The 22081-nt window shown below is 68.2% G+C and carries 17 protein-coding genes; 7 read left to right on the top strand and 10 right to left on the bottom strand.

From position 1 onward, the window contains the following. Positions 1-2160 (top strand): 3-hydroxyacyl-CoA dehydrogenase NAD-binding domain-containing protein, encoded by a 2160-nt coding sequence (locus tag OPU70_RS02160; protein WP_309688793.1) that lies wholly within the window; start codon positions 1-3, stop codon positions 2158-2160. A gap of 47 nt (positions 2161-2207) precedes the next feature. Here the strand turns inward: OPU70_RS02160 and OPU70_RS02155 are convergent, their stop codons facing one another. Genes OPU70_RS02155 through OPU70_RS02145 form a run of 3 tightly spaced genes read right to left on the bottom strand, consistent with a single transcriptional unit; the run spans position 2208 to position 6392 of the window. Continuing rightward, positions 2208-3860 (bottom strand): GMC oxidoreductase, encoded by a 1653-nt coding sequence (locus OPU70_RS02155; protein ID WP_498557064.1) that lies wholly within the window; start codon positions 3858-3860, stop codon positions 2208-2210. Then, entirely contained in the window at positions 3857-4768 is a 912-nt protein-coding gene (locus OPU70_RS02150) for a YegS/Rv2252/BmrU family lipid kinase (RefSeq protein ID WP_042540231.1), read from the bottom strand. The genes OPU70_RS02155 and OPU70_RS02150 overlap by 4 nt, the downstream gene beginning before the upstream one ends. A 1-nt stretch (position 4769) precedes the next feature. Beyond that, a complete protein-coding gene (locus tag OPU70_RS02145) occupies positions 4770-6392 on the bottom strand; it encodes an FAD-binding oxidoreductase (protein WP_498557063.1) in 1623 nt (540 codons plus the stop codon). Between the two features lie 20 nt (positions 6393-6412). Between OPU70_RS02145 and OPU70_RS02140 the strand changes: the two genes are divergently transcribed. The 3 genes from OPU70_RS02140 (at position 6413) to OPU70_RS02130 (ending at position 9303) form a co-directional block, all read left to right on the top strand. After that, positions 6413-7018 carry a TetR/AcrR family transcriptional regulator gene (locus OPU70_RS02140; protein ID WP_498557062.1) on the top strand — a complete coding sequence of 202 codons (606 nt, stop codon included), beginning with the start codon at positions 6413-6415 and terminating at the stop codon, positions 7016-7018. Continuing rightward, positions 7015-8466, top strand: a complete 1452-nt coding sequence (locus OPU70_RS02135; protein ID WP_498557061.1) for a glycerol-3-phosphate dehydrogenase/oxidase — start codon at positions 7015-7017, stop codon at positions 8464-8466. The genes OPU70_RS02140 and OPU70_RS02135 overlap by 4 nt, the downstream gene beginning before the upstream one ends. A 141-nt stretch (positions 8467-8607) precedes the next feature. Next, entirely contained in the window at positions 8608-9303 is a 696-nt protein-coding gene (locus tag OPU70_RS02130) for an SPFH domain-containing protein (protein WP_042540289.1), read from the top strand. Positions 9304-9360: 57 nt separating this feature from the next. Here OPU70_RS02130 and dxs read toward each other — a convergent pair whose 3' ends face one another. The 5 genes from dxs to dut form a co-directional block, all read right to left on the bottom strand. After that, on the bottom strand, positions 9361-11301 hold the full coding sequence (dxs, locus tag OPU70_RS02125; RefSeq protein ID WP_042540225.1) for a 1-deoxy-D-xylulose-5-phosphate synthase: 1941 nt from the start codon (positions 11299-11301) through the stop codon (positions 9361-9363). A 169-nt stretch (positions 11302-11470) separates the two neighbouring features. Beyond that, on the bottom strand, positions 11471-14308 hold the full coding sequence (locus OPU70_RS02120) for an aconitate hydratase (RefSeq protein WP_042540223.1): 2838 nt from the start codon (positions 14306-14308) through the stop codon (positions 11471-11473). 153 nt (positions 14309-14461) lie between these two features. Beyond that, a complete protein-coding gene (locus OPU70_RS02115) occupies positions 14462-15196 on the bottom strand; it encodes a DUF3159 domain-containing protein (RefSeq protein ID WP_498557060.1) in 735 nt (244 codons plus the stop codon). After that, a complete protein-coding gene (locus tag OPU70_RS02110) occupies positions 15193-15780 on the bottom strand; it encodes a DUF3710 domain-containing protein (protein WP_042540219.1) in 588 nt (195 codons plus the stop codon). Before OPU70_RS02110 ends, OPU70_RS02115 begins: the two co-directional genes overlap by 4 nt. Beyond that, the gene (dut, locus tag OPU70_RS02105; protein ID WP_042540218.1) at positions 15773-16246 is read right to left on the bottom strand and encodes a dUTP diphosphatase; all 474 of its coding nucleotides are present in this window, start codon (positions 16244-16246) and stop codon (positions 15773-15775) included. The genes OPU70_RS02110 and dut overlap by 8 nt, the downstream gene beginning before the upstream one ends. A gap of 12 nt (positions 16247-16258) precedes the next feature. Here dut and OPU70_RS02100 point away from each other — a divergent pair, with 12 nt between their 5' ends. Beyond that, on the top strand, positions 16259-16723 hold the full coding sequence (locus OPU70_RS02100) for a DUF3093 family protein (RefSeq protein ID WP_056377643.1): 465 nt from the start codon (positions 16259-16261) through the stop codon (positions 16721-16723). A 167-nt stretch (positions 16724-16890) separates the two neighbouring features. On the opposite strand, the gene OPU70_RS02095 is transcribed toward OPU70_RS02100, so the two are convergent. Beyond that, positions 16891-17184, bottom strand: a complete 294-nt coding sequence (locus OPU70_RS02095) for a DUF4193 domain-containing protein (RefSeq protein ID WP_042540214.1) — start codon at positions 17182-17184, stop codon at positions 16891-16893. Between the two features lie 196 nt (positions 17185-17380). Here OPU70_RS02095 and sepH point away from each other — a divergent pair, with 196 nt between their 5' ends. Further along, positions 17381-18415: a septation protein SepH gene (gene sepH / locus OPU70_RS02090; protein ID WP_042540212.1), complete on the top strand. Its 1035-nt coding sequence runs from the start codon at positions 17381-17383 to the stop codon at positions 18413-18415. A 29-nt stretch (positions 18416-18444) separates the two neighbouring features. On the opposite strand, the gene OPU70_RS02085 is transcribed toward sepH, so the two are convergent. Further along, positions 18445-19566, bottom strand: a complete 1122-nt coding sequence (locus tag OPU70_RS02085; protein WP_498557059.1) for an alkaline phosphatase family protein — start codon at positions 19564-19566, stop codon at positions 18445-18447. Positions 19567-19626: 60 nt separating this feature from the next. On the opposite strand from OPU70_RS02085, the gene OPU70_RS02080 reads away from it, so the two are divergent. Next, positions 19627-22068, top strand: a complete 2442-nt coding sequence (locus OPU70_RS02080; protein WP_082508973.1) for a DNA gyrase/topoisomerase IV subunit A — start codon at positions 19627-19629, stop codon at positions 22066-22068. Positions 22069-22081 lie beyond the last annotated feature (13 nt).

The following is a 22081-nucleotide window of genomic DNA, read 5'->3' as shown; positions in this document are numbered from 1 at the left end:
ATGGCCAACTCGATTTCCGAGCAGTACGCGAATGTCGACTTCTCCCCCATCCAGGCTCTCACCGACGGCGAGGTGATCACGCACTCCCCCGTGCGTGACATCCGCCTCGCGTCGGGCAAGGTCCTCGCGTTGATCACCCTCGACAACGGACGCGACCACAACCGCCCGAACACTCTGGGACCCGCCACGCTCACCGCTCTCGGCGAGACCCTCGACGGGCTCGCCGTCCGCGCCGCTGCTGGAGAGATCCAGGCGGTCGGCATCACCGGCAAGCAGTACATCCTCGCCGCCGGCGCCGACCTCTCCGACATCAGCAAGGTCGGCTCGCGTGACAACGCCCGCCTGATCGCGCAGCTCGGTCACAAGGTGTTGGGCAAGCTCGGCGAGCTCGGAGTGCCGTCGTTCGCGTTCGTGAACGGCCTCGCGCTCGGCGGCGGTCTGGAGATCGCGCTGAACTCCAGCTACCGCACGGTCGACGCCTCCGCAGCGGCGATCGCGCTCCCCGAGGTCTTCCTCGGGATCATCCCCGGGTGGGGTGGGGCGTATCTTCTGCCCAACCTGATCGGAATCGAGAACGCTCTCGAGGTCGTCATCTCGAACCCGCTCAAGCAGAACCGGATGCTGAAGCCGCAGCAGGCCTTCGATCTCGGCATCGTCGATGCGATCTTCCCCGCGGCCAACTACCTCGAGAACTCTCTCGCCTGGGCAGATGCGGTCCTCGGGGGCAAGAAGGTCGAGCGCAAGAACGAGCCGGGCAAGATCGAACGACTCACCAAGTGGCCGATCGCGATCAAGATGGCCCGAGGCATGCTCGAGTCGAAGATCGGCACGGTTCCGAAGTCTCCGTATGCCGCACTCGACCTGCTCGACAAGGCGAAGAGCGGAACGAAGGCCGAGGGCTTCGCCCGAGAAGACGAGGCCCTCGCCGATCTCGTGACGGGTGACCAGTTCGCCGCCTCGATGTATGCCTTCGATCTGGTGCAGAAGCGCGCGAAGCGCCCGGTCGGCGCTCCCGACAAGGCCCTGGCCAAGAAGGTGAGCAAGGTCGGCATCATCGGCGCCGGCCTGATGGCCAGCCAGTTCGCGCTGCTGTTCGTGCGCAAGCTGCAGGTGCCCGTGCTGATCACCGATCTCGACCAGGCGCGCGTCGACAAGGGAGTCGCCTACATCCACGAGGAGATCGGCAAGCTCGAGGCGAAGGGTCGCCTCGACGCGGACTCCGCCAACAAGCTCCGGGCGCTCGTGACCGGCACCACCGACAAGAGCCTCTACGCCGACTGCGACTTCGTCATCGAGGCCGTCTTCGAAGAGGTCGGCGTCAAGCAGCAGGTGTTCGGCGAGATCGAGAAGGTCATCGCCGAAGACGCCATCCTCGCGACGAACACCTCGTCGCTGTCTGTGGAAGAGATCGGCGCGAAGCTCGCTCACCCCGAGCGCCTCGTCGGGTTCCACTTCTTCAACCCGGTCGCGGTGATGCCGCTGATCGAGATCGTGAAGACACCGGGCACCTCCGAGGCCGCGCTGTCGACGGCGTTCGTCGTCGCCAAGAACCTGGGCAAGAACGCGGTGCTCACCGCCGACGCCCCGGGCTTCGTGGTGAACCGGCTGCTGGCGAAGGTCATGGGCGAAGCAGCTCGCGCGGTCTACGAGGGCACCCCGATCACGGACGTCGAGAAGGCCTTCGCGCCGCTCGGCCTTCCGATGGGTCCGTTCCAGCTGATCGACCTGGTCGGCTGGAAGGTCGCCGCTCACGTGCAGGACACGATGGCGCACGCGTTCCCCGACCGCTTCTATGCGAACGAGAACTTCCATGCGCTCGCGGAGCTCGATGCGGTCGTCGAGAAGGACAAGGGCGGTCGCGTCACCGGCTGGACGAAGCAGGCAGAGAAGCTGCTGAAGCCCGCCGTCGGCAAGACGCCGGCGTCGGCAGAGACGATTCTGCAGCGCGTGCAGGACGGCCTTGCGAGCGAGATCAAGCTGATGCTCGACGAGGGCGTCGTGCCCGAGGTCGAGGACATCGATCTGTGCCTCATCCTCGGAGCCGGCTGGCCGTTCATCGACGGCGGCGCATCGCCGTACCTCGACCGTGAGGGCGCCTCGCAGCGGGCGTTCGGCGGCGAGTTCCACACGCCGCAGATCCGCGGCATCGAGAACCGCTGATCTGAACATCGGAGGGGGGCGCCATCAGGCGCCCCCCTCCGTCGTGTCTACAGCGGCGGGCGCTGATCGGCCTCGCCGCGGCGGGGCCAGTGCGACAGAGCGCGCTCGGCGAGCGCGGTGATCGTCAGCGACGGGTTGACCCCGGGGTTCGCCGGCACGGCGGCGCCATCCACGACGTGCAACCCCGGGTGACCCCATACCCGATGGTAGAGATCGACCACGCCGGTCTCGGGGGTGGACGAGATCACGGCGCCTCCGAGGAAGTGAGCAGTCAGCGGGATGCCGAAGACCTCGGGCCACGAGCCTCGGGCCGCAGCCGGAACGCCGCCTTCCTCCTCGACCCGCGCTGCGATCGCCGCGGCCGCGCGGTGCGCCTGCGGCAGATGACTGGGGTTCGGTTCGCCGTGTCCCTGTGCACTGGTCATGACCAGCCGCCCGAACCGTCGCCGGAGTGACAGCGAGAGGGAGTTGTCGACCGTCTGCATCACGAGCGCGATGATGCCGCGTTCACTCCAGCGTCGAAGTGAGCCCAGACGCAGCTGACGGATCGGCGCACGCACGAATTGAGCGATCAGACTCGCCAGTCGTCGTCCGAGACCGCGATCACCGGGCACCATGATCGACGCGAGCGCCCCCATGAGGTTCGATCCCGGCCCATACCGCACATTCTCGACGTGCGTACTCGCATCGATGTGGAACGAGGTCGTGATCGCGACGCCGCGCGCGAGCTCGAGGGAAGCCGGGACAGCAACGGCGACGGCGCCGTCGAGAGCCTCCGAGTTGGTCCTGGTGAGGCGGCCGACCGCGTCCGACACCCGTGGGAGGGCTCCGGCGCGTTTCATCCGATGCAGCAGCTGCTGCGTGCCCCAGGTCCCCGCTGCCAGCACCACCTGGCGTGCGCGGACGGTGCGGCGCTCGCTCCGGAACCATGCCCCGCTTCGCTCCGTCGTCACCGAGAAGCCACCGCCGGGGAGTTCGCGCACCTCGGTGACGGTGCGCAACGCCTCGATGACGACACCGCGCTTCTCTGCGAGGGCGAGATAGTTCTTCATCAGTGTGTTCTTGGCGCCGACGCGGCATCCGACCATGCAGTTGCCGCAGAGCGTGCAGCCTGTGCGGTCCGGACCCTCCCCTCCGAAGAAGGGGTCCGCTGTGCGCTCGCCGGGCTTGCCGAACCAGACCCCGACAGGTGCGTTGCGGAATGTGCTGCCCACTCCGAGGTCGTCGGCTGCGCCCGCCATGATGCGCTCGACGGGGCCCGTGTGCGGATAGCGTTCCACCACTCCGAGCATCCGCTTCGCTGTCGCATAGTGCGGCGCGAGGTCGGTCTCCCAATCCGCGAGAGCACTCCATTGCGGGTCATCGAAGAACGCGCCGCCGGGCTGATACAGCGTGTTGGCGTAGTTGAGGGAGCCCCCGCCCACCCCTGCTCCCGCGAGGATCATCACATGAGGCAGACGATGGATGCGTTGGATGCCGAAGCATCCGAGCTTCGGCGCCCACAGATAGCGGCGGACGTTCCAGTTGGTCTTCGGGAAGTCCTCGTCCTCGAAGCGACGACCCGCCTCGTACACGCGCACGCGATAGCCCTTTTCCACCAGCCGCAATGCGGCCACCGAGCCGCCGAACCCCGAGCCGATGACGACGACCTCGTCGTCGAAGGCCCCGCTGTCCTGCGCATCGCGCGAGGTATCGTTCATCGCTGCTCCTGCGCAGTCGTGGGCACCAGGATCGTCAGAGCCGACCGGCGGATTCCGATGGTGCACTCGCTCTCGGCGATGCGCTCTCCGTCGGCGTAGACGACGAGCCCCGGGGCGCTCACCGTCACGGAACGAGCCTGGCGACGGGTCACCTCGGGTCTGGTCAGATGCGCTCCGCGCAACAGCAGCGGGAACAGGTGCAGCAGCCGAAGCCGAGTCAGCGGCGCGACCTGCACGATGTCGAGCAGCCCGTCGTCGGCGGCGGCGCCGACGCACAACGGCATGCCCCCGCCGTAGCTCTCGGTGTTGCCCACAGCGACGAGCGTGCCGGGCGCGTGGATGGGCGCGGCGCCGTCGACGGAGACCGTGAACTCCATCGGCCGGAGGCGCACGAGCTCCACGATCAGGGCGAGGTAGTAGCGCAGCACACCGTGCGGCCAGCGCAGCCGGTTGGTGCGATCACTGACCTTCGCATCGAACCCGAGCGCGGCGATCGTCAGGAATGGATCGACGCGACCCGCCGCGCGTATCTCACCGATGTCGATCGCTCGGGGAACGCCGGTCAGCACGAGCTCCGCCGCGGCGACCGGGTCGCGGCGGGGCAGACCCAGAGCTCGAGCGAGGTCGTTGCCGGTGCCGGCCGGCACCAGGACGACCGGCACCCCGGCTGCGCACACCGCGTCGAGGATGGCGGAGAGCGTGCCGTCTCCTCCGACGACGACGAGCACGCGAGGACTCTCACGGAGCGCCTGTGCCACCAGGATCCGGCTGGACGCGGCCGACTCTCCCGTGTAGACGCGCACGTCCAGACCTCGGGCGCGGAGGTGGGCGAGCGCGGCTTCGGCCTGATGCGCTCCGCGCCCCTTGCCGGCGAACGGGTTCGACAGCACGGCGATGTGCTCAGCCATGTCAGGCCGACCGATCCGACATGATGACCGCCCCCGGGTTGAGTATCCACGTCGGGTCGAGCTCGCGCTTGATGGCCGCGAGGATCCGCACGCCCGTCTCGCCGATCTCCTTCTCGAGCCATGGGGCATGATCGCGACCGACGGCGTGGTGATGGCTGATCGTGCCACCCGCCGCGATGATCGAGTCGTTCACCCGTCGCTTGATCTCCGCCCACGCCTCCAGGGGGTCGGACCGAAGGTTCGCGAGCACCGTGAAGTACAGGGAGGCTCCGGTCGGATAGACGTGTGAGATGTGGCACATCACATAGGACTTGGCACCGGCCGCCGCGAAGCCGCTGCGAAGAGCGGCCGTGATCTCCGCTCGGAGGTGGTGCAGGTTCGACCACGTGGTCGCCGTCTCCAGCGTCTCGCAGAACACCCCCGCATCCAGCAGGGAATCACGCAGATAGGGGCCGTCGAATCGGCCGTCGAGCCATCCCTCCGCGCCGCTCGCTCCGGATGACACGCCACCTGCCGCCGTCAGGATCTCGGAGGTCCGCGCCCGACGCTCGGCGATGCCGTCGCCCTCGTACACGGTGACGATGCTCGCGCCCTTCGCGAGCGCCTTCCCGATCCGGCCCACCTGGGCGAGGCTGACGGCGGTCTCGGCCTCATCGGAGAGACGAATGACCGTGGGGCCGCCTCCGTTCTGGGCCACCTGTCGCAGCCCGTCGACACCATGCGAGAAGTCCGCGAAGCTCCACGACTCGAGGACGCGCTCTCGGGGGACAGGATGGACTCGAACACGCACCTCGGTGATCACCCCGAAGATGCCCTCCGACCCCAGAAAGACTCGGATGAGATCGGGACCGGCAGCGGAGCCCGGTGATCGACCGAGATCGATGTCCCCGGTCGGGGTTGCGACTCTGAGGCCGGTGACCATGGTGTCGAATCGCCCATGCCCCGCCGAGTTCTGCCCCGATGAACGCGCAGCGGCGAACCCGCCGATCGTGGCGTAGCGAAAGCTCTGCGGATAGTGGCCGAGTTCGAAGCCCTGAGCAGCGAGCAGCGCCTCAGCTTCCGGACCGGTGGTCCCCGCGGCGAGACAGGCCTCGCCGCTCACCTCATCGAGACGGATGAGGCCCGAGAGCCGCCGCAGGTCCAGACTGATGACCGCGCGGTGCGCGCCTCGATCGGGGTCGAGAGCGCCGACCACGCTCGTTCCGCCCCCGAACGGAATCACGGCGATCCCCCGGTCGGCGCACACGCGGAGCAGCGCCGCGACCTCATCGTGGCTTCCTGGCAGCACGACGGCATCCGGAGACGCCTGTTCCCGCTGCCGCCGTCTGAGCAGATCCGGTGTCGAGCGGCCCCCTGCATGGCGGATCCGCGACTCATCCGCCGTGTCGATGTGCTCTGCCCCGACCACCGCCCTCAGCGCCTCAAGATCGCCGTCGAGCAGTGCGGACGGCTCGACCCGCACCTCGGCGAGGTTCACCGCCGTCGCGGGCTTCTGCGGGCGTCCGAGCAGCAAGGGCAGAAGCATGCGCACGGCACGCGGCAGATCTGATGCCCGAGCGGGATCGCCCCAGCCGTTCCAGCGCATCTCCGACCGCACGGCGACCCTGCCGTTCTCTCCGCTCATGCGTTACAGTGTGACACATCATGGAAGAACGTCAAGTACTGGCCGACGTCGGCACCTCAGCGCCCGAATGGGATGCCACGCAATCGCGCATCCTCGACGCCGCAGATGAGCTGATCGTTCGCCGAGGAGTGCACGGCCTGACGATCGCAGAGCTCGCTCGCCGTGCCGGTCACAGTCGGCCCACCATCTATCGCAGTTGGAGCGATGCCGACGATGTCGTCCGCGCAGCGCTGCTGCGCAGAGTCGCAGTGATCCTCGACCGGTTCCCGGCTCATGCAACCACCCGAAGCGAGCTGGTCGACGACGTCCTGCGCTTCACCGCGCTCTTCCGGGCAGACGCCGTGTACGGGCGGCTTCTCGCTGAAGAGCCCGAAGCATTCACCCGATACACGCTGCAGCGGGTGGGGTCGAGCCAGCGACTGATCCTGGGCTGGCTGGCCACGGCGATCGGATCGGCGCAGCGGGGCGGATCAGTCCGCTGGGGTGATCCGAATGAGATCGCCGTCATGCTGCTGCTCATCGCCCAGTCTGCGGTGCTCTCGCACGGGACGGTCTCAGAGCTCCTCTCCGAGGACTCGTGGGAGCGCGAGTTGCGCGCCGCACTCGACGGGCTGCTCCGGCCATGACCTCTCACTCCCCCGACCTCAACGTCGCGCGTCGGGACGCAGAACTCCGCCGGACGGGCGACGAGACGGTCGATGTCCTCGTGATCGGCGGGGGCATCACGGGTGTCGGCGTCGCGCTCGATGCCGCAGCACGGGGTCTGAGCGTCACTCTTCTCGAGGCCGAGGACCTCGCGTTCGGCACCAGCCGTTTCAGCTCGAAACTCGTGCATGGCGGACTTCGCTATCTCGCCACCGGCGATGTGGCCACCGCCAAGGAGAGCGCTGTCGAGCGACACCTCCTGATGACGCGGATCGCACCGCACCTCATCCGTCCGCTCGGCCAGCTCCTGCCCTTCACGACCGGGGTGACCGCGCGCCAGCGTGCGGCCGGGACTGTCGGGATGGCGATGGGAGACCTGCTGCGCATACGAGCCCGCACGCCGAGCCGGTTCCTGCCACCGCCGCGCCTCGTCTCGGCTCGAACGGCTCAGCGCCTCGTCCCTTCGCTCTCCCGAGCGGGCCTGCGAGGAGGGATGCTCTCGTACGACGGTCAGCTCGTCGACGATGCGCGCCTGGTCGTCACGGTAGCCAGGACTGCGGCGAGTCACGGCGCTCGCATCCTCACACGGGTGCGGGCGCTCGAGCTGCGCCGCGACGGCGCCATCGCTCAGGACGTGCTGACGGACGAGCGCCTGGATATCCGGGCGCGAGCGGTCGTCAACGCCACCGGTGTCTGGGCCGGGAGTCTCGATGAGTCGATCACGGTGCGGCCCAGTCGCGGGACGCATATCGTGCTCGATGCCGCCGATCTCGGCGACCCGTCGGCCGCGCTGACGATTCCGCACGAGGGTTCGATCAGCCGCTACGTCTTCGCGCTGCCGCAGCAGCACGGAAGCGTGATCGTCGGACTCACCGACGAGGACGCGCCGGGGCCGGTGCCGCGCGTTCCTGTGGCGACCGAGGGCGACATCGCGTTCCTGCTCACGAACCTCAACCGAGTGCTGTCCGTGCCGATCACTCGGGACCAGGTACGCGGATCATTCGCCGGGCTGCGCCCACTCGTCGACACCGGCGCGACCTCGACGGCGGATATCTCCCGTCGTCATCTCGTCGAGGTCTCGGAGAAGGGCTTCGTCAACGTGCTCGGCGGCAAGCTGACCACCTACCGACGGATGGCCGAGGACGCGGTCGACCTGGCCGTGGAGACGGCAGGACTCGGCGCGGGCCCCAGCAACACGGCGACCCTGCGGCTCACCGACACCGCCGTCGCCGTTCCCGCCGGCGACAGCGTGGGCCGCGGGCCTGTGTCGCGCGCCACCATCGAGTTCGCCGTCCGCGCCGAGGGCGCGATGACCGCGGATGATGTGCTCGACCGGCGCACGCGCGTCGGCCTCGTGGACGCGGACCGCGAGCGGCAGCGTACAGCCGTCGAATCCGCCGTCGCCGAAATACTCGCCGCCCTCTCCTGACAGGGCCGCACCACCGCGGCCGACCCGCCCCCTATCCGCCTCGCGGCAGGCCGGGTAACGAGCGCGGAACAGCGCATGAACACCTTCGCGTGCGCCTCGAAGATGGCGATCCGCCCGCGCTCGAGGGGGCACAGTGGTGGCATGGACATGCTCCTCTCGATGCTGGGCGGCAAGGGAATGTCGGGTCTCTTCAAGACCGGCACTGCGATCCTCACGATCCTGCTGGTCGTGCCGGCGCTGTTGAAGATCTTCATCGTCACGGTCGATGAGGGGTGGGCTGCGATCCGCACGCGGAACGGCAAGCCGATCATCCGCAACCGACCGCAGCGTCGCCCGTCATCCCGAGGCGGAGCGGTCGGAGAGGTCGTCGTGCTCGACCCGGGATCCCACGGCGCATTCCCACTCTTCTACTGGTACCGCCTCATCGACGTGCGGTGCCGTGCCACCGATCTGCCCGCGCGCGAGATGACCGGGGCGAACGGACATCAGCACCGCGTGCATGCCTCGTTCGAGTGGCGTCCGATCCCGACCGGGCGAGATCTCCGGGTCTTCGAACTCGATGTCGTCAACGTCAAGGAGCGCGCCTCGAACATCGTCGGTGCGGCGCTGCGAGACGTCATCCGAGGACTCGACGGCGCCGAGCTGCCGCACAACGACGAGATCAACACCCGCGTGATCGCTGCCAGCGCCGAAGAGGTGCGCCGGGCGTGCGGAGTCGAGCTCGTGCGCGTCATGGTCACCGGCGATGCCCTGACCGACGGCTACCTGCTCTCGACCGCTCTCCGTGACTCCGATCGCGGGGCCCAGGCGGTCGCCGCCCTCCACGCATTGAACTGATCGTCGGGTTCGCTGACTCCTCGGCCATTCTCGGCCGGGACCGGAATGCGACGTCGATCAGCTCCGCTCGTGCAGCGGCAGGTCGATCGATCCGTTCGCGCCCGCATCCCGTGCAACGGGGATTCGCGTTCCGAGCACCTGAGAGACGACGTCCTGCGCGATCTTCGACGCGGTGAGGCCGGCATCCGCGAGGATCTGGTCCCTCGATGCATGATCGATGAACTCGTCCGGCAGCCCCAGCTCGTCGACGGCCGTGTCGATGCCGGCTTCGCGAAGGACCTGACGAACGCGAGTGCCGATGCCGCCGACGCGGATGCCGTCTTCGATGGTGATCACGAGGCGATGCCGCGCGGCCATGCTCACGATCGAGGGCTGCACGGGAATCGCCCACCGGGGGTCGATGACCGTCGCGCCGATGCCCTGGGCACGAAGCCGCTCGGCGACATCCATCGCGAGAGCTGCGAACGGGCCGATGGCCACCAGCAGGACATCCTCCGACTCACCCCTGGCCAGCACGTCCACGCCGTCGTGCAGGCGCTCGATCGCCGGCAGCTCGGGCGCGACGTCGCCCTTGGGGAAGCGGATCACCGTCGGGGCGTCGTCCACGAGGACGGCCTCGTCGAGAGCCTCCGTCAGCCGCGCGGCGTCTCGTGGTGCCGCGATGCGGATGTGCGGGACGATCTGCAGCATCGCGAGGTCCCACATGCCGTGGTGACTGGGCCCGTCGGGTCCGGTGACACCCGCACGATCGAGAACGAAGGTGACGCCCGCGCGGTGCAGCGCGACGTCCATGAGCACCTGGTCGAACGCGCGTCCCATGAAGGTCGCATAGAGGGCCACGACGGGATGCAGTCCGCCGAACGCGAGGCCAGCGGCGGAGGCCACCGCATGCTGCTCGGCGATGCCCACGTCGTACACACGGTCGGGGAAGCGCTCGGCGAACGGAGCGAGCCCCGTCGGGCGCAGCATGGCTGCCGTCATGGCGATGACGTCGTCGCGACGCTCGCCGACCGAGACCAGGGCGTCGGAGAACACGTCGGTCCAGCCGGTGCCGCCCGACGAGAGCGTCTCGCCCGTGGTCGGATCGATGCGCCCGACAGCGTGGAACTGGTCGGCCTCGTCGTCTCGGGCGGGCTGGTATCCGCGGCCCTTCTCCGTGATGGCGTGCACGATGACCGGTGCACCATAGGACTTCGCGAGCTCGAGGGTCTCGAGGAGTGCCGGGAGGTCGTGCCCGTCGACGGGACCGAGGTATTTGATGTCGAGGTTGGAGTACAGCGCCTCGTTGTTGGTGAAACGCGACAGGAAGCCGTGGGTGCCACCACGCACGCCGCGGAAGACCGCGCGACCGACGGGCCCGAACGCCCGGAAGAGCCGGTCCGACTTGTGATGCAGGTCCTTGTAGGCCGCGGCGGTGCGCACGCGGTTGAGGTACCGCGACATCCCGCCGATCGTCGGAGCGTACGAGCGCCCGTTGTCGTTGACGACGATCACGAGATTGCGGTCGTTGTCGTCGGAGATGTTGTTGAGGGCTTCCCACGTCATGCCGCCCGTGAGCGCACCGTCGCCGACCACCGCGACCACGTGACGATCGCCGCGACCGGTCGCGGTCAGCGCACGGGAGACTCCGTCGGCCCAGCTGAGAGAGCTCGACGCGTGGGAGGACTCGACCACGTCGTGCAGGCTCTCGCCGCGCTGGGGGTAGCCCGCGAGTCCACCGCGGACGCGGAGGGACGAGAAGTCCTGGCGTCCCGTGAGCAGCTTGTGCACGTAGGACTGGTGGCCGGTGTCGAAGATGAACGGATCGTCGGGCGACGAGAAGGTCCGGTGCAGAGCGATCGTCAGCTCCACCACTCCGAGGTTGGGGCCCAGATGTCCGCCGGTACGGGACACGTTCTCGACGAGGAACTCGCGGACCTCGCCGGCGAGTTCGATGAGCTGCTCCGTCGAGAGGGAGTCGAGATCACGGGGTCCTGAGATGCTCGGAAGAATGGGCATCTGCACCTCCTCTTAGGCACCGTTGGCGGCATCCGATTCCGGTTCGAAAGCCTGATCGATCCTACCGCGGCCATCCGTGAAAGCTCGGAGAACGCCTCGCCCCTTGACACGGACCCGCACACGCGAAAGGGCCCGGTTCAGAAGAACCGGGCCCTCGTCGTCGCTGTGATCAGACCAGCGAACGCAGCACGTACTGCAGGATTCCGCCGTTGCGGTAGTAGTCCGCCTCACCGGGGGTGTCGATGCGGACGACCGCGTCGAACTCCACGACCTGCTTGCCCTCGGGCGAGTCTTCGGTCGGGGTGGCGGTCACACGGACCGTCTTCGGAGTGGTGCCGTTGTTGAGCTCCTCGAGACCCGTGATCGAGACGACCTCGGTGCCGTCGAGACCCAGCGACTCCCAGCTCTCGCCTGCGGGGAACTGCAGCGGGACGACGCCCATTCCGATGAGGTTCGAGCGGTGGATGCGCTCGAAGCTCTCGGTGATGACGGCCTTGACGCCCAGCAGGCTCGTGCCCTTGGCCGCCCAGTCTCGCGACGAGCCGGAGCCGTATTCCTTGCCACCGAAGATGACGAGGGGCGTGCCCTGCTCCTGGTAGTTCATGCTCGCGTCGTAGATGTACGACTGCGGTCCACCGGGCTTCGTGAAGTCACGGGTGAAGCCACCCTCGACGACCTGGCCGTCGTTGACGGCCGAGACCATGACGTTCTTCAGGCGGATGTTCGCGAACGTTCCGCGGATCATGACCTCGTGGTTGCCGCGGCGCGATCCGAAGGAGTTGAAGTCCTTGCGGTCGACGCCGTGCTCGGTGAGGTACTGAGCCGCAGGGGTGCCGGGCTTGATGTTGCCGGCAGGCGAGATGTGGTCGGTCGTCACCGAGTCACCCAGCGTCGCCATGACGCGCGCTCCCTCGATGTCGCGCACCGGGGTGAGCTCCATCGTCATGCCGTCGAAGTACGGCGCCTTGCGCACGTAGGTCGAGTTCTCGTCCCACTGGAAGATGTCGTCGTCCGGGGTGGGCAGGCTGCGCCAGCGCTCGTCGCCGTCGAAGACGGTGGAGTACTGCTTGATGAACTGCTCACGCGAGATCGACGAGTCGACGAGCTCCTGGACCTCGGCCGGGCTGGGCCAGATGTCCCTGAGGAAGACGTCTTCGCCGTCGGTTCCCTTGCCGAGCGCATCGTTCTCGAAGTCGAAGTGCATCGACCCTGCCAGCGCATAGGCGATGACCAGCGGCGGGCTGGCGAGGTAGTTCATCTTCACGTCGGGGCTGATGCGTCCCTCGAAGTTGCGGTTTCCGGAGAGCACGGCGGTCACGGCGAGATCGTGATCGTTGATGGCCGCGGAGACCTCCTCGATCAGCGGGCCCGAGTTGCCGATGCAGATCGTGCAGCCGTAGCCGACGGTGTAGAAGCCGAGGCCCTCGAGGTCCTTGTCGAGACCGGACTTCTCGTAGTAGTCGGTGACGACCTTGGATCCGGGGCCGAGTGTGGTCTTGACCCACGGCTTCTGCTTGAGCCCCTTCTCGAGCGCCTTGCGGGCGACCAGACCCGCGGCGATCATCACCGAGGGGTTCGAGGTGTTGGTGCACGAGGTGATCGCCGCGAGAGTGACCGCGCCGTTGTCGAGGATGTACTTCTCACCGGACGGAGTCGTGACCGGCACGGGCTTCGACGCGTGCGCCGGAGCTCCGCTGTTGATGTGCACGGGACGAGTCGTGGTGGGCTCCTCCTCGCCGGGGACCGAACCGGGGTCGGATGCCGGGAAGGAGTGCTTCGACTCGAGATCGACGACGGAGTCCGACGTCGATGCCGAGGCGTACGCGAGGATGTCCTGCTCGAACTGCGACTTGGCGTCGGAGAGGAGGATGCGGTCCTGCGGGCGCTTCGGGCCGGCGATCGACGGCACCACGGTGCCGAGGTCGAGCTCGAGGTACTCGCTGAAGACGGGCTCCTGAGAGGCGTCATGCCAGAGCTTCTGCTCCTTGGCGTAGGCCTCGACCAGCGCGACGGCCTCTTCGCTGCGACCCGTCAGGCGCAGGTAGTCGAGGGTGACGTCGTCGATCGGGAAGATCGCCGCGGTCGAACCGAATTCGGGCGACATGTTGCCGATGGTGGCGCGGTTCGCGAGCGGCACCGAGGCGACGCCCTCGCCGTAGAACTCGACGAACTTGCCGACGACGCCGTGCTTGCGCAGCAGGTCGGTGATCGTGAGGACGACGTCGGTCGCCGTGACACCGGCCGGGATCTCGCCCGAGAGCTTGAAGCCGACCACGCGCGGGATGAGCATCGACACGGGCTGGCCGAGCATCGCGGCCTCGGCCTCGATGCCGCCGACGCCCCAGCCGAGCACGCCCAGACCGTTGACCATGGTGGTGTGCGAGTCGGTACCGACGCAGGTGTCGGGGTATGCGCGCAGCACGCCGTCGACGTCGCGGTCGTAGATGACCTTGGCCAGGTGCTCGATGTTCACCTGGTGCACGATGCCGGTCCCCGGGGGAACGACCTTGAAGTCGCTGAAGGCCGTCTGGCCCCAGCGCAGGAACTGGTAGCGCTCGCCGTTGCGCTCGTACTCGATCTCGACGTTGCGCTCGAGAGCGTTCTCCGAGCCGAAGAGGTCGGCGATCACCGAGTGGTCGATGACCATCTCGGCGGGCGAGAGCGGGTTGATCTTGTTCGCGTCGCCACCCAGCGCCGTGACGGCCTCGCGCATGGTGGCGAGGTCGACGATGCAGGGAACACCGGTGAAGTCCTGCATGACCACACGGGCCGGCGTGAACTGGATCTCGGTGCTCGGCTCAGCCGCGGCATCCCAGGAGCCCAGGGCTTCGATCTGCGCCTTCGTCACGTTCGCGCCGTCTTCGGTGCGAAGCAGGTTCTCGAGGAGGACCTTGAGACTGAAAGGGAGCTTGTCGAAACCGGGCACCGTGTCGATGCGGAAGATCTCGTAGTCGGTGCTGCCGACCGTCAGGGTGCTCTTGGCACCGAAGCTGTTCACCGTGGACACGATTCCGTCTCCTTCTATTCGGATGGGAGCGACAGGCGCCTCCATCTTGCTCGCCAGCGAGCCCCTGCGGCTAGCAAGGCAGTCCTAACCAGTCTGCTCTGCTCGACCTCCGGGCGAAAGCCTGCAATTTATCTTGATGTCAAGATAAATCTATCACGACCGTTGCGGTGTTCCGGCATCCGGGGTTCGCGGATACAGGGCGCGCACGACGAGCCAGGTGACCGCGATCAACGGCGCGAACAGCGGCAGGCCCATGATGAGCTTCAGTGTGCCGAGAGCCGTGACGTCCCCCGCCAGGTACAGCGGCAGCTGCACCGCGAGACGTGCGAAGAACAGCGCAGCCCAGGCGATGCCGAGCCACAGGAACGCACGACGCTTTCGACGATCGCGCCTCCACGCGGTGCCCTCTCCCATCAGGAAGCCCACGGCGAGACCGATCAGCGACCAGCCGATCAGGGCCGAGACGAGCATCCCCGTGCCGTAGACGGCGTTGGTGATGAGCCCGGGGACGAAATTGTCTTCGCCTCGCCCCGTCCACAGCGCCAGCGCGGCGGCAGCCGCCGCGGCCACGAGGCCACCGATGGCGGCCGAGGGCGGGGACTTCTGGAGCAGTCTGACGATCGTGAAGACCGCCGCGAGTCCGACCGACACGCCCAGAGGCAGGATCAGGGGTTCGGGCCGGATCGTGAAGAGGATGACGAACGCGAGGCTGGGAAGCACCGATTCGAGGATGCCGCGCCATCCGCCCATCGCGGACCACACCACCTTGTGCGTCGCGTCGCTCTCGGTCGGGTCGAGACCGGCGCGGCGGGCAGCGCCGCCGAGCGCGGCCCCGACGATGTCGGATGCGCTCTGCTCGCGCTCGGGCTCGGAAGCGGGGGTGGTCACGCGGAGCCGGGAGTGGCGGGCATCTTCAGCGGGATCAGGTCGCGCGGAGGCATCGGAGCTCCCCCGCGGACGACGACGATCGACCGGAAGAGATCCTCGACCTTGGCGGCGGCCTCGAGGTCAGACGCTGCAGCGCCGCCGATGACGCCGCGGAGGAACCATCGAGGGCCGTCGATGCCGATGAACCGGGCGAGCCGCAGCTCGGAGCCCTCGTTGGCCGCGGCAGGGACCTCTGCGAGAAGCTCCTTGCCGAGCGGCCCCTCGCGCTCCTCGACCCGCCCGCCCTGGGTGCGGACCTGATCGCGCAGCTGCACGCGGGTCTCGTCCCAGAGCCCACCGGATCGGGGCGCGGCGAACGGCTGCACCTGGAGGGAGGAGTCCGCGTAGTCGAGTCCGACGGCGACGATGCGCTTGGACTGCTCCTCGACCTCGAGCCGGAGGTTCAGCCCCTCACGCGGGAGGATCTTGATTCCACCGAGGTCGATGTACGGACGAACGGGGTTCGCCTCGGAGTCGTCGAAGGGCCCCTGTGTCGCCCGGTCGTCCGGTGCCGACTTCGAAGGAGTCGCGTTGTTGTCAGTCATTGATCTGTCCTGCCGAAGATGAATGGAGTCCTGCCTGGTAGCCGGTCGAGCCGAAGCCACCCTCGCCGCGGACGCTGCCTGGCAGCTCCTCGACCGGGATGAAGGTGGCACGAGTCACGGGCATCACGATCAGCTGCGCGATGCGATCGCCGACGGCCACATCGTACGCCGTGTGGATGTCGGTGTTGATCAGACTCACCTTGATCTCACCGCGGTATCCGGCATCCACGGTTCCCGGCGAGTTCACGATCGAGATGCCGTGCTTGGCCGCGAGACCGCTGCGGGGCACGACGAATGCCGCGTACCCCTCCGGCAACGCGATGCGCACCCCGGTCGCGACGAGCGCCCGCTCCCCCGGGGCCAGATGAACGGCCTCGGCCGCCACCAGATCGGCTCCGGCATCGCCGGGGTGGGCGTAGCCGGGCACGACAGAGGCGATAATGGGGACATCAACGGATTCAGTCACCCCACGAGGCTAATGCAGAACATCGCTCCCGACGCGCGGACCCGCTACCGCGAGAGACTGTCCCCCAGCCTGTGGCTGCTGGTGACGGTCGCTCTCGCCGGCCCCATGGTGGCGCTCATCTTCGTGCCCATCGGCTCGACCGTCGCCCTGATCGTCGGCGCCGCCGTCTCGGCTGTGCTGGTGGTCGCGTTCATCGCGCTCGCGCCGGTCGTGTCGGTCGACGGCGACGTGCTTCGTGCCGGTCGAGCGCACATCGAGGTCCAGCACCTCGGCACGCCCCGAGCGCTGAGCGCCGAAGAGGCGCGCCAGGCGCGGGGCCCAGGCCTGCCGGCACGGGGCTGGCATCTCATCCGCGGTGGTGTCGACGGGGTGGTCGTCGTTCCGAACGATGACCCTGACGACCCGGTGGACACCTGGACCATCTCGACCCGAACTCCCGATCGGCTCGCCGCGGCGATCATCGCCGCCCAGCGCTGACCTGACCAGAACCGGCGCTGACCTGACCGGAACCAGCGCTCCCCTGACCAGAACCAGCGCTGCCCGACCAGCGCCAGCCCGACCGCGACGAGCGCTGACCTGACCACAAGACGACGCGCCCCTGACCGTGAGGTCGGGGGCGCGTGGGATCTTGTTCTCTGGTGCGCTCAGGCAGCGCACTCCTTGCAGATGGGGCCGGAAGCCCCCTCGTGGTCGAGCTGCGAACGGTGCTTCACGAGGAAGCAGTTCATGCAGGTGAACTCGTCCTGCTGCGCGGGCAGCACGACGACATCAAGTTCGAGGTCGGAAAGATCGGCTCCAGGAAGATCGAAGCTGGACGGGTTGTCCGCGTCCTCGTCTCCTGACGAGCCGGAGAGCTTGTCCGGCACACGCTCCTTGAGGGCTTCGATCGACTCGGAGTCGTCTTCACTCTTGCGGGGAGCGTCGTAGTCGGTTGCCATGTGGTGAATCTCCACTTTCATGCGAGTGGGTGGTGCGCCGTCGGGGTAATCGGCGGCCATAGTTTGCATGACCGCGGAGGAATAAGCAAATGCCCGCGGCTGCGACAGACCAAACTCACGGCACGCCCAGAGTATTCCCGGTTCTGGGCGGCCCCGCGTGACACCATGAACGCACACCCATCAGAGGGGCATTCGCATGGAAAACGTCACCATCGTCGGCACAGAGGCAGGAGTGCTCGTACTCGCGACCGAGTCGGGCGAGCGCTTCGCGCTGCCCATCGACGACGTCCTGCACCGCGAGATCCGGCGCGCGACGCGACAGAGCGAGCCGACTGCTCAGCGGCTCGCCGCGAGTCCGCGCGACATCCAGGCGCAGATCCGCGCCGGCCTCACGGCACCGGAGGTCGCCGCACTCCTCGGCATCAGCGTCGACGACGTCATCCGCTTCGAAGGACCCGTTCTCGCCGAGCGTGAGCACGTCATCGGTCAGGCGCTCGCCGTTCCCGTGCTGATCGGCAGCGATGTCGAGCCCGACGCTCAGCCCACCTTCGGCACCGCGATCCGCGCCAAACTGTCTGAGGTCGAGGCCTCGGCCGAGCGCTGGGCGAGCTGGAAGGACGACACCGGCTGGATCATCAAGCTCGAGTTCACCGCCAACGAGGTCGAGCACGATGCACGCTGGAGCTTCGACCCCCGACGCAGTGCGCTGGCACCCCTCAATGCCGACGCCACACAGCTGTCCCGCCAGGGCTCGCTGCCCGACGGTCTCATCCCCCGTCTGCGCGCCGTCGAGGCTGAACGGCAGGCGTCGCCCTACAAGGACGACAGCCGCTTCGACTCCGGCGCCTTCGGACCCCGCCTGCTCCCCGCGCCCGAGGCTGATGTCGATGACAGCATCGCGCCCGAGCGCTCGACCGCCGCGGTGCAGGATGCCGCCATCAAGCGCGCACCCGAGTCGGCGACGACGAGCCCCGAGACGGCCGACCTGCTCGAGGCTCTGCGACGCCGACGCGGCCAGCGCGAGACCGCGCCGATCCTCGACCACTCGGACGACAGCGACACGGACCAGAATCCGATCGCACTGTTCGACGCCTTCGAGAGCAACGAGCCCGGCGAAGACGAGCCGGAGGTCACCCCCGAGCCGTCGAACGAGGGCAACGGACGCCGCAAGCGCCGCAACGCGATGCCGTCGTGGGACGAGATCGTGTTCGGAGCACGCACCGACGAATAGGGCGCCTTCAGGCGGGTGGATGCCGACGCTCAGCGAGCGAACGCGCCGAACCTGAGCAGTGGGACCTGACGCTCCTCCGGGGTTAGACCACCATGCTGGCCGACCATCCCCCTGCTGCGTTGATCCGCGGCCGTGCCGTCGTACACCGCCCCGTTTCCTCTCGCCACGACGAGCACATCGCCGATCCTCGACGCGGCGGCCGATGTCACCTCGGGGCCGAAGAACCCGGATGCGATCGCCTCCTGCCCGGTGCCGACGTCGGCGAGGCCTTCGAGATCGCGACGCCACCGCTCGGCGACGACCGCCGCATCGGCGTCCGGTTCGACATAGACGTGCAGCATCCTCGGTTCACCTCCGATGTGCCGGACCCCGTCGAGGTGCTCGGCCTCGAGCACGACCTGCCGGTGCACCGGCACGTCGACCATGCCGTGGTCCGAGGTCACGAGGACGCCGACGCCCGGAGGCACGCGTCGAGACAGTGCGGCATCGATCTCTTCGAGCGCCGACACCCATTGCACCGAGTCGAGGCCGTGCCGGTGCCCGGCCTTGTCGGCCTCGGGCAGGTAGCAGTAGATCAGCGAGCCCGGGTGACGCTCGGCGAGGTCGTATGCCACCTCGACGCGCTCTGCGGGTGTCTGGGCGGCGACGAACTCGGCCCCGCGCAGCGTGGCCCGGGTGAACCCGCTCGCCGCGTAGGCGGCGACGCCCACCGCGAAGGTCGGGCGCCCCTCTGCACGAGCGCGCTCGAAGACCGTCGGAGCCGCCTGCCAGGTCGCCGGATCCAGCCCTTCCGACTCCCAGCCGGTCAACTGATTGACCAGGATGCCCCGAGCAGGGTCGAGAACGCGATAACCGACCAGGCCGTGCTGCCCCGGCCAGACCCCGGTGAGGATGCTGGTCAGCGCCGCCGCGGTGGTCGAGGGGAAGACCGAGTGGGCGACGTCCTTCTTCGCCATTCCGGACGTGAGCGCCCTGGCATGGCCGGCGTGGGCGCGCAGGCTGATGGCGCCGAGCCCGTCGATGATGGCGAGGACGACGGATTCGGCCCGCGGCAGGCTCGCCGATTCGCCGCGGAGAGCGGCGAACACGTCGTCCGCCACCCCGACGACGCTGCGGGCGGCGAGCGACTCGGACGGTAGAATGAGGGACATCCGAGCCAGTCTGACACAGGCTCCCGTACGCCCTCAGCCTCGCACCATTTCAGGATGCCCATGCCGAAGACCCCGCCTGCCGAGCTCGCCCCCGAGCGAATCCAGGACATCGATCTCGAAACAGAGATGCAGGGTTCATTCCTCGAGTACGCCTATTCGGTGATCTACTCGCGGGCTCTGCCTGACGCTCGCGACGGATTGAAGCCCGTGCAGCGTCGCATCCTCTATCAGATGGCCGAGATGGGGCTTCGCCCGGACCGCGGTCACGTCAAGAGCGCCCGCGTCGTGGGCGAGGTCATGGGAAAGCTGCACCCGCACGGCGACTCGGCGATCTACGACGCCCTCGTACGACTCGCCCAGGAATGGGCTCTGCGTGTGCCGCTGATCGACGGCCACGGCAACTTCGGCTCGCTCGATGACGGGCCCGCAGCGGCCCGCTACACCGAGGCACGACTGGCCTCCCCTGCGATGGCTCTCACCGAGAACCTCGACGAGGACGTCGTCGACTTCATCCCGAACTACGACGGTCAGTTCCAGCAGCCCTCCGTGCTCCCTGCTGCGTTCCCGAACCTCCTGGTCAACGGCGCGAGCGGCATCGCCGTCGGCATGGCGACCAACATGGCACCGCACAACCTGATCGAGGTCGTCGCCGCCGCCACCCATCTGCTCGAGAACCCCGACGCCACGACCGAAGAGCTCATGGAGTTCGTGCCCGGCCCCGACTTCCCCTCGGGTGGCATCCTGATGGGGCTCGACGGTGTCAGAGACGCATATGCCACCGGCCGCGGCGCCCTGAAGGTGCGCGGCAAGGTCTCGGTCGAACCGCTCGGGCCGCGGCGCACCGGCATCATCGTGTCCGAACTCCCATACATGGTCGGCCCCGAGCGTCTGATCGAGAAGATCCGTGACGCGGTGCAGTCGAAGAAGCTGCAGGGCATCAGCGACGTGACCGATCTCACCGATCGCAATCACGGGTTGCGCGTCGCGATCGGCATCAAGACCGGCTTCGACCCCAATGCCGTGCTCGAGCAGCTCTACCGGCTCACCCCGCTCGAGGACTCCTTCAGCATCAACAACGTCGCCCTTGTCGACGGACAGCCGCGCACGCTCGGGCTCAAGGAGATGCTGCGCGTCTATGTCGCGCACCGGCTGGAGGTCATCACCCGCCGCAGTCGATACCGTCTCGCCCGCCGAGAGGAGCGTCTGCACCTCGTCGAGGGCCTGCTCATCGCGATCCTCGACATCGACGAGGTCATCCAGGTCATCCGTTCGTCGGACGACTCCGAGCAGGCGCGGGCGCGACTGCGCTCGGTGTTCGACCTCAGCGAGCTTCAAGCCGAGTACATCCTCGAACTGCGCCTGCGGCGCCTGACGAAGTTCTCGCGCATCGAGCTCGAGACCGAGCGCGACGCCCTGCTCGCCGAGATCGCCAGGCTGCGGGACCTGCTCGGGAGCGACGTGCTCCTGCGAGCAGTGGTCGCCGAGGAGCTCGACGCAGCGGCTGACGCATACGGGACTCCTCGCCGCACCCTGCTGATGAACGCCGCGCCCCCGAAGCCGCGCGCCACGAAGGGCGCGGTCGACCTGCAGATCGCCGACGCTCCGACCGTGCTCGTGCTCTCCACCACAGGGCGTGCCGTGCGGGTGGACCTCGCCGAGGGCCAGGAGCTGACGCTTCCGGCACGGCGAAGCAAGCACGACGCGATCCTGACGACTCTCGAGACGACGGTGCGCGCAGAGATAGGTGCGCTGACCTCTGAGGGGCGCGTGCTGCGTTTCTCCCCCGTCGATCTGCCGTCCGTGCCGTCGTCCTCCGTGCAGCTCGCGGCGGGAGCTCCGCTGCGCGACTATCTCGGCATCACCATCCGCGGAGAGCGGATCCTCGGTTTCGTGCGCTTCGACAGCGACGTCCCGATCGCCATGGGCACGGCGCAGGGGACGGTCAAGCGCATCGTCCCGTCGACGCTTCCCGTGCGTCCGGATCTGGAGGTCATCGGCATGAAGCCCGGTGACACGGTCGTCGGCGCGGTCGAAGCGCAGGACGACGCCGACCTCGTGTTCGTGACGACCGACGCCCAACTGCTGCGGTTCTCCGCCTCGGCCGTCCGCCCGCAGGGTGCGCCCGCAGGCGGCATGGCCGGCATCAAGCTCGGCGCCGGTTCATCGGTGCTGTTCTTCGGAGCGGTCTCGCCGGATGCCGATGCCGTGGTCGCCACCGTCTCGGGTTCCGACAGCAGCCTTCCGGGCACCGAGCCAGGACGCGCCAAGGTGACGCCCTTCGCCGAGTACCCGTCGAAGGGTCGGGCGACCGGCGGAGTGCGCGCGCATTCGTTCCTGAAGGGCGAGGACCACCTCACGGTCGCCTGGGTCGGGCCGAGCCCCGCGCAGGCCGTCGACCCGACAGGTGCGGTGCGCAAGCTCCCCGAGCCCGGCGCCCGACGCGATGCGTCGGGTCAGCCGATCGACGGCGTGATCGGGAGCATCGGTCGCACTCTGGTCTGAGCGCGCGCGCCAG

It is taken from the genome of Microbacterium sp. SWDP-B6 (assembly GCF_059803615.1).
The sequence above is the reverse complement of the archived record's forward strand: the minus strand, read 5'-3'. Positions and strand labels throughout refer to the sequence as shown.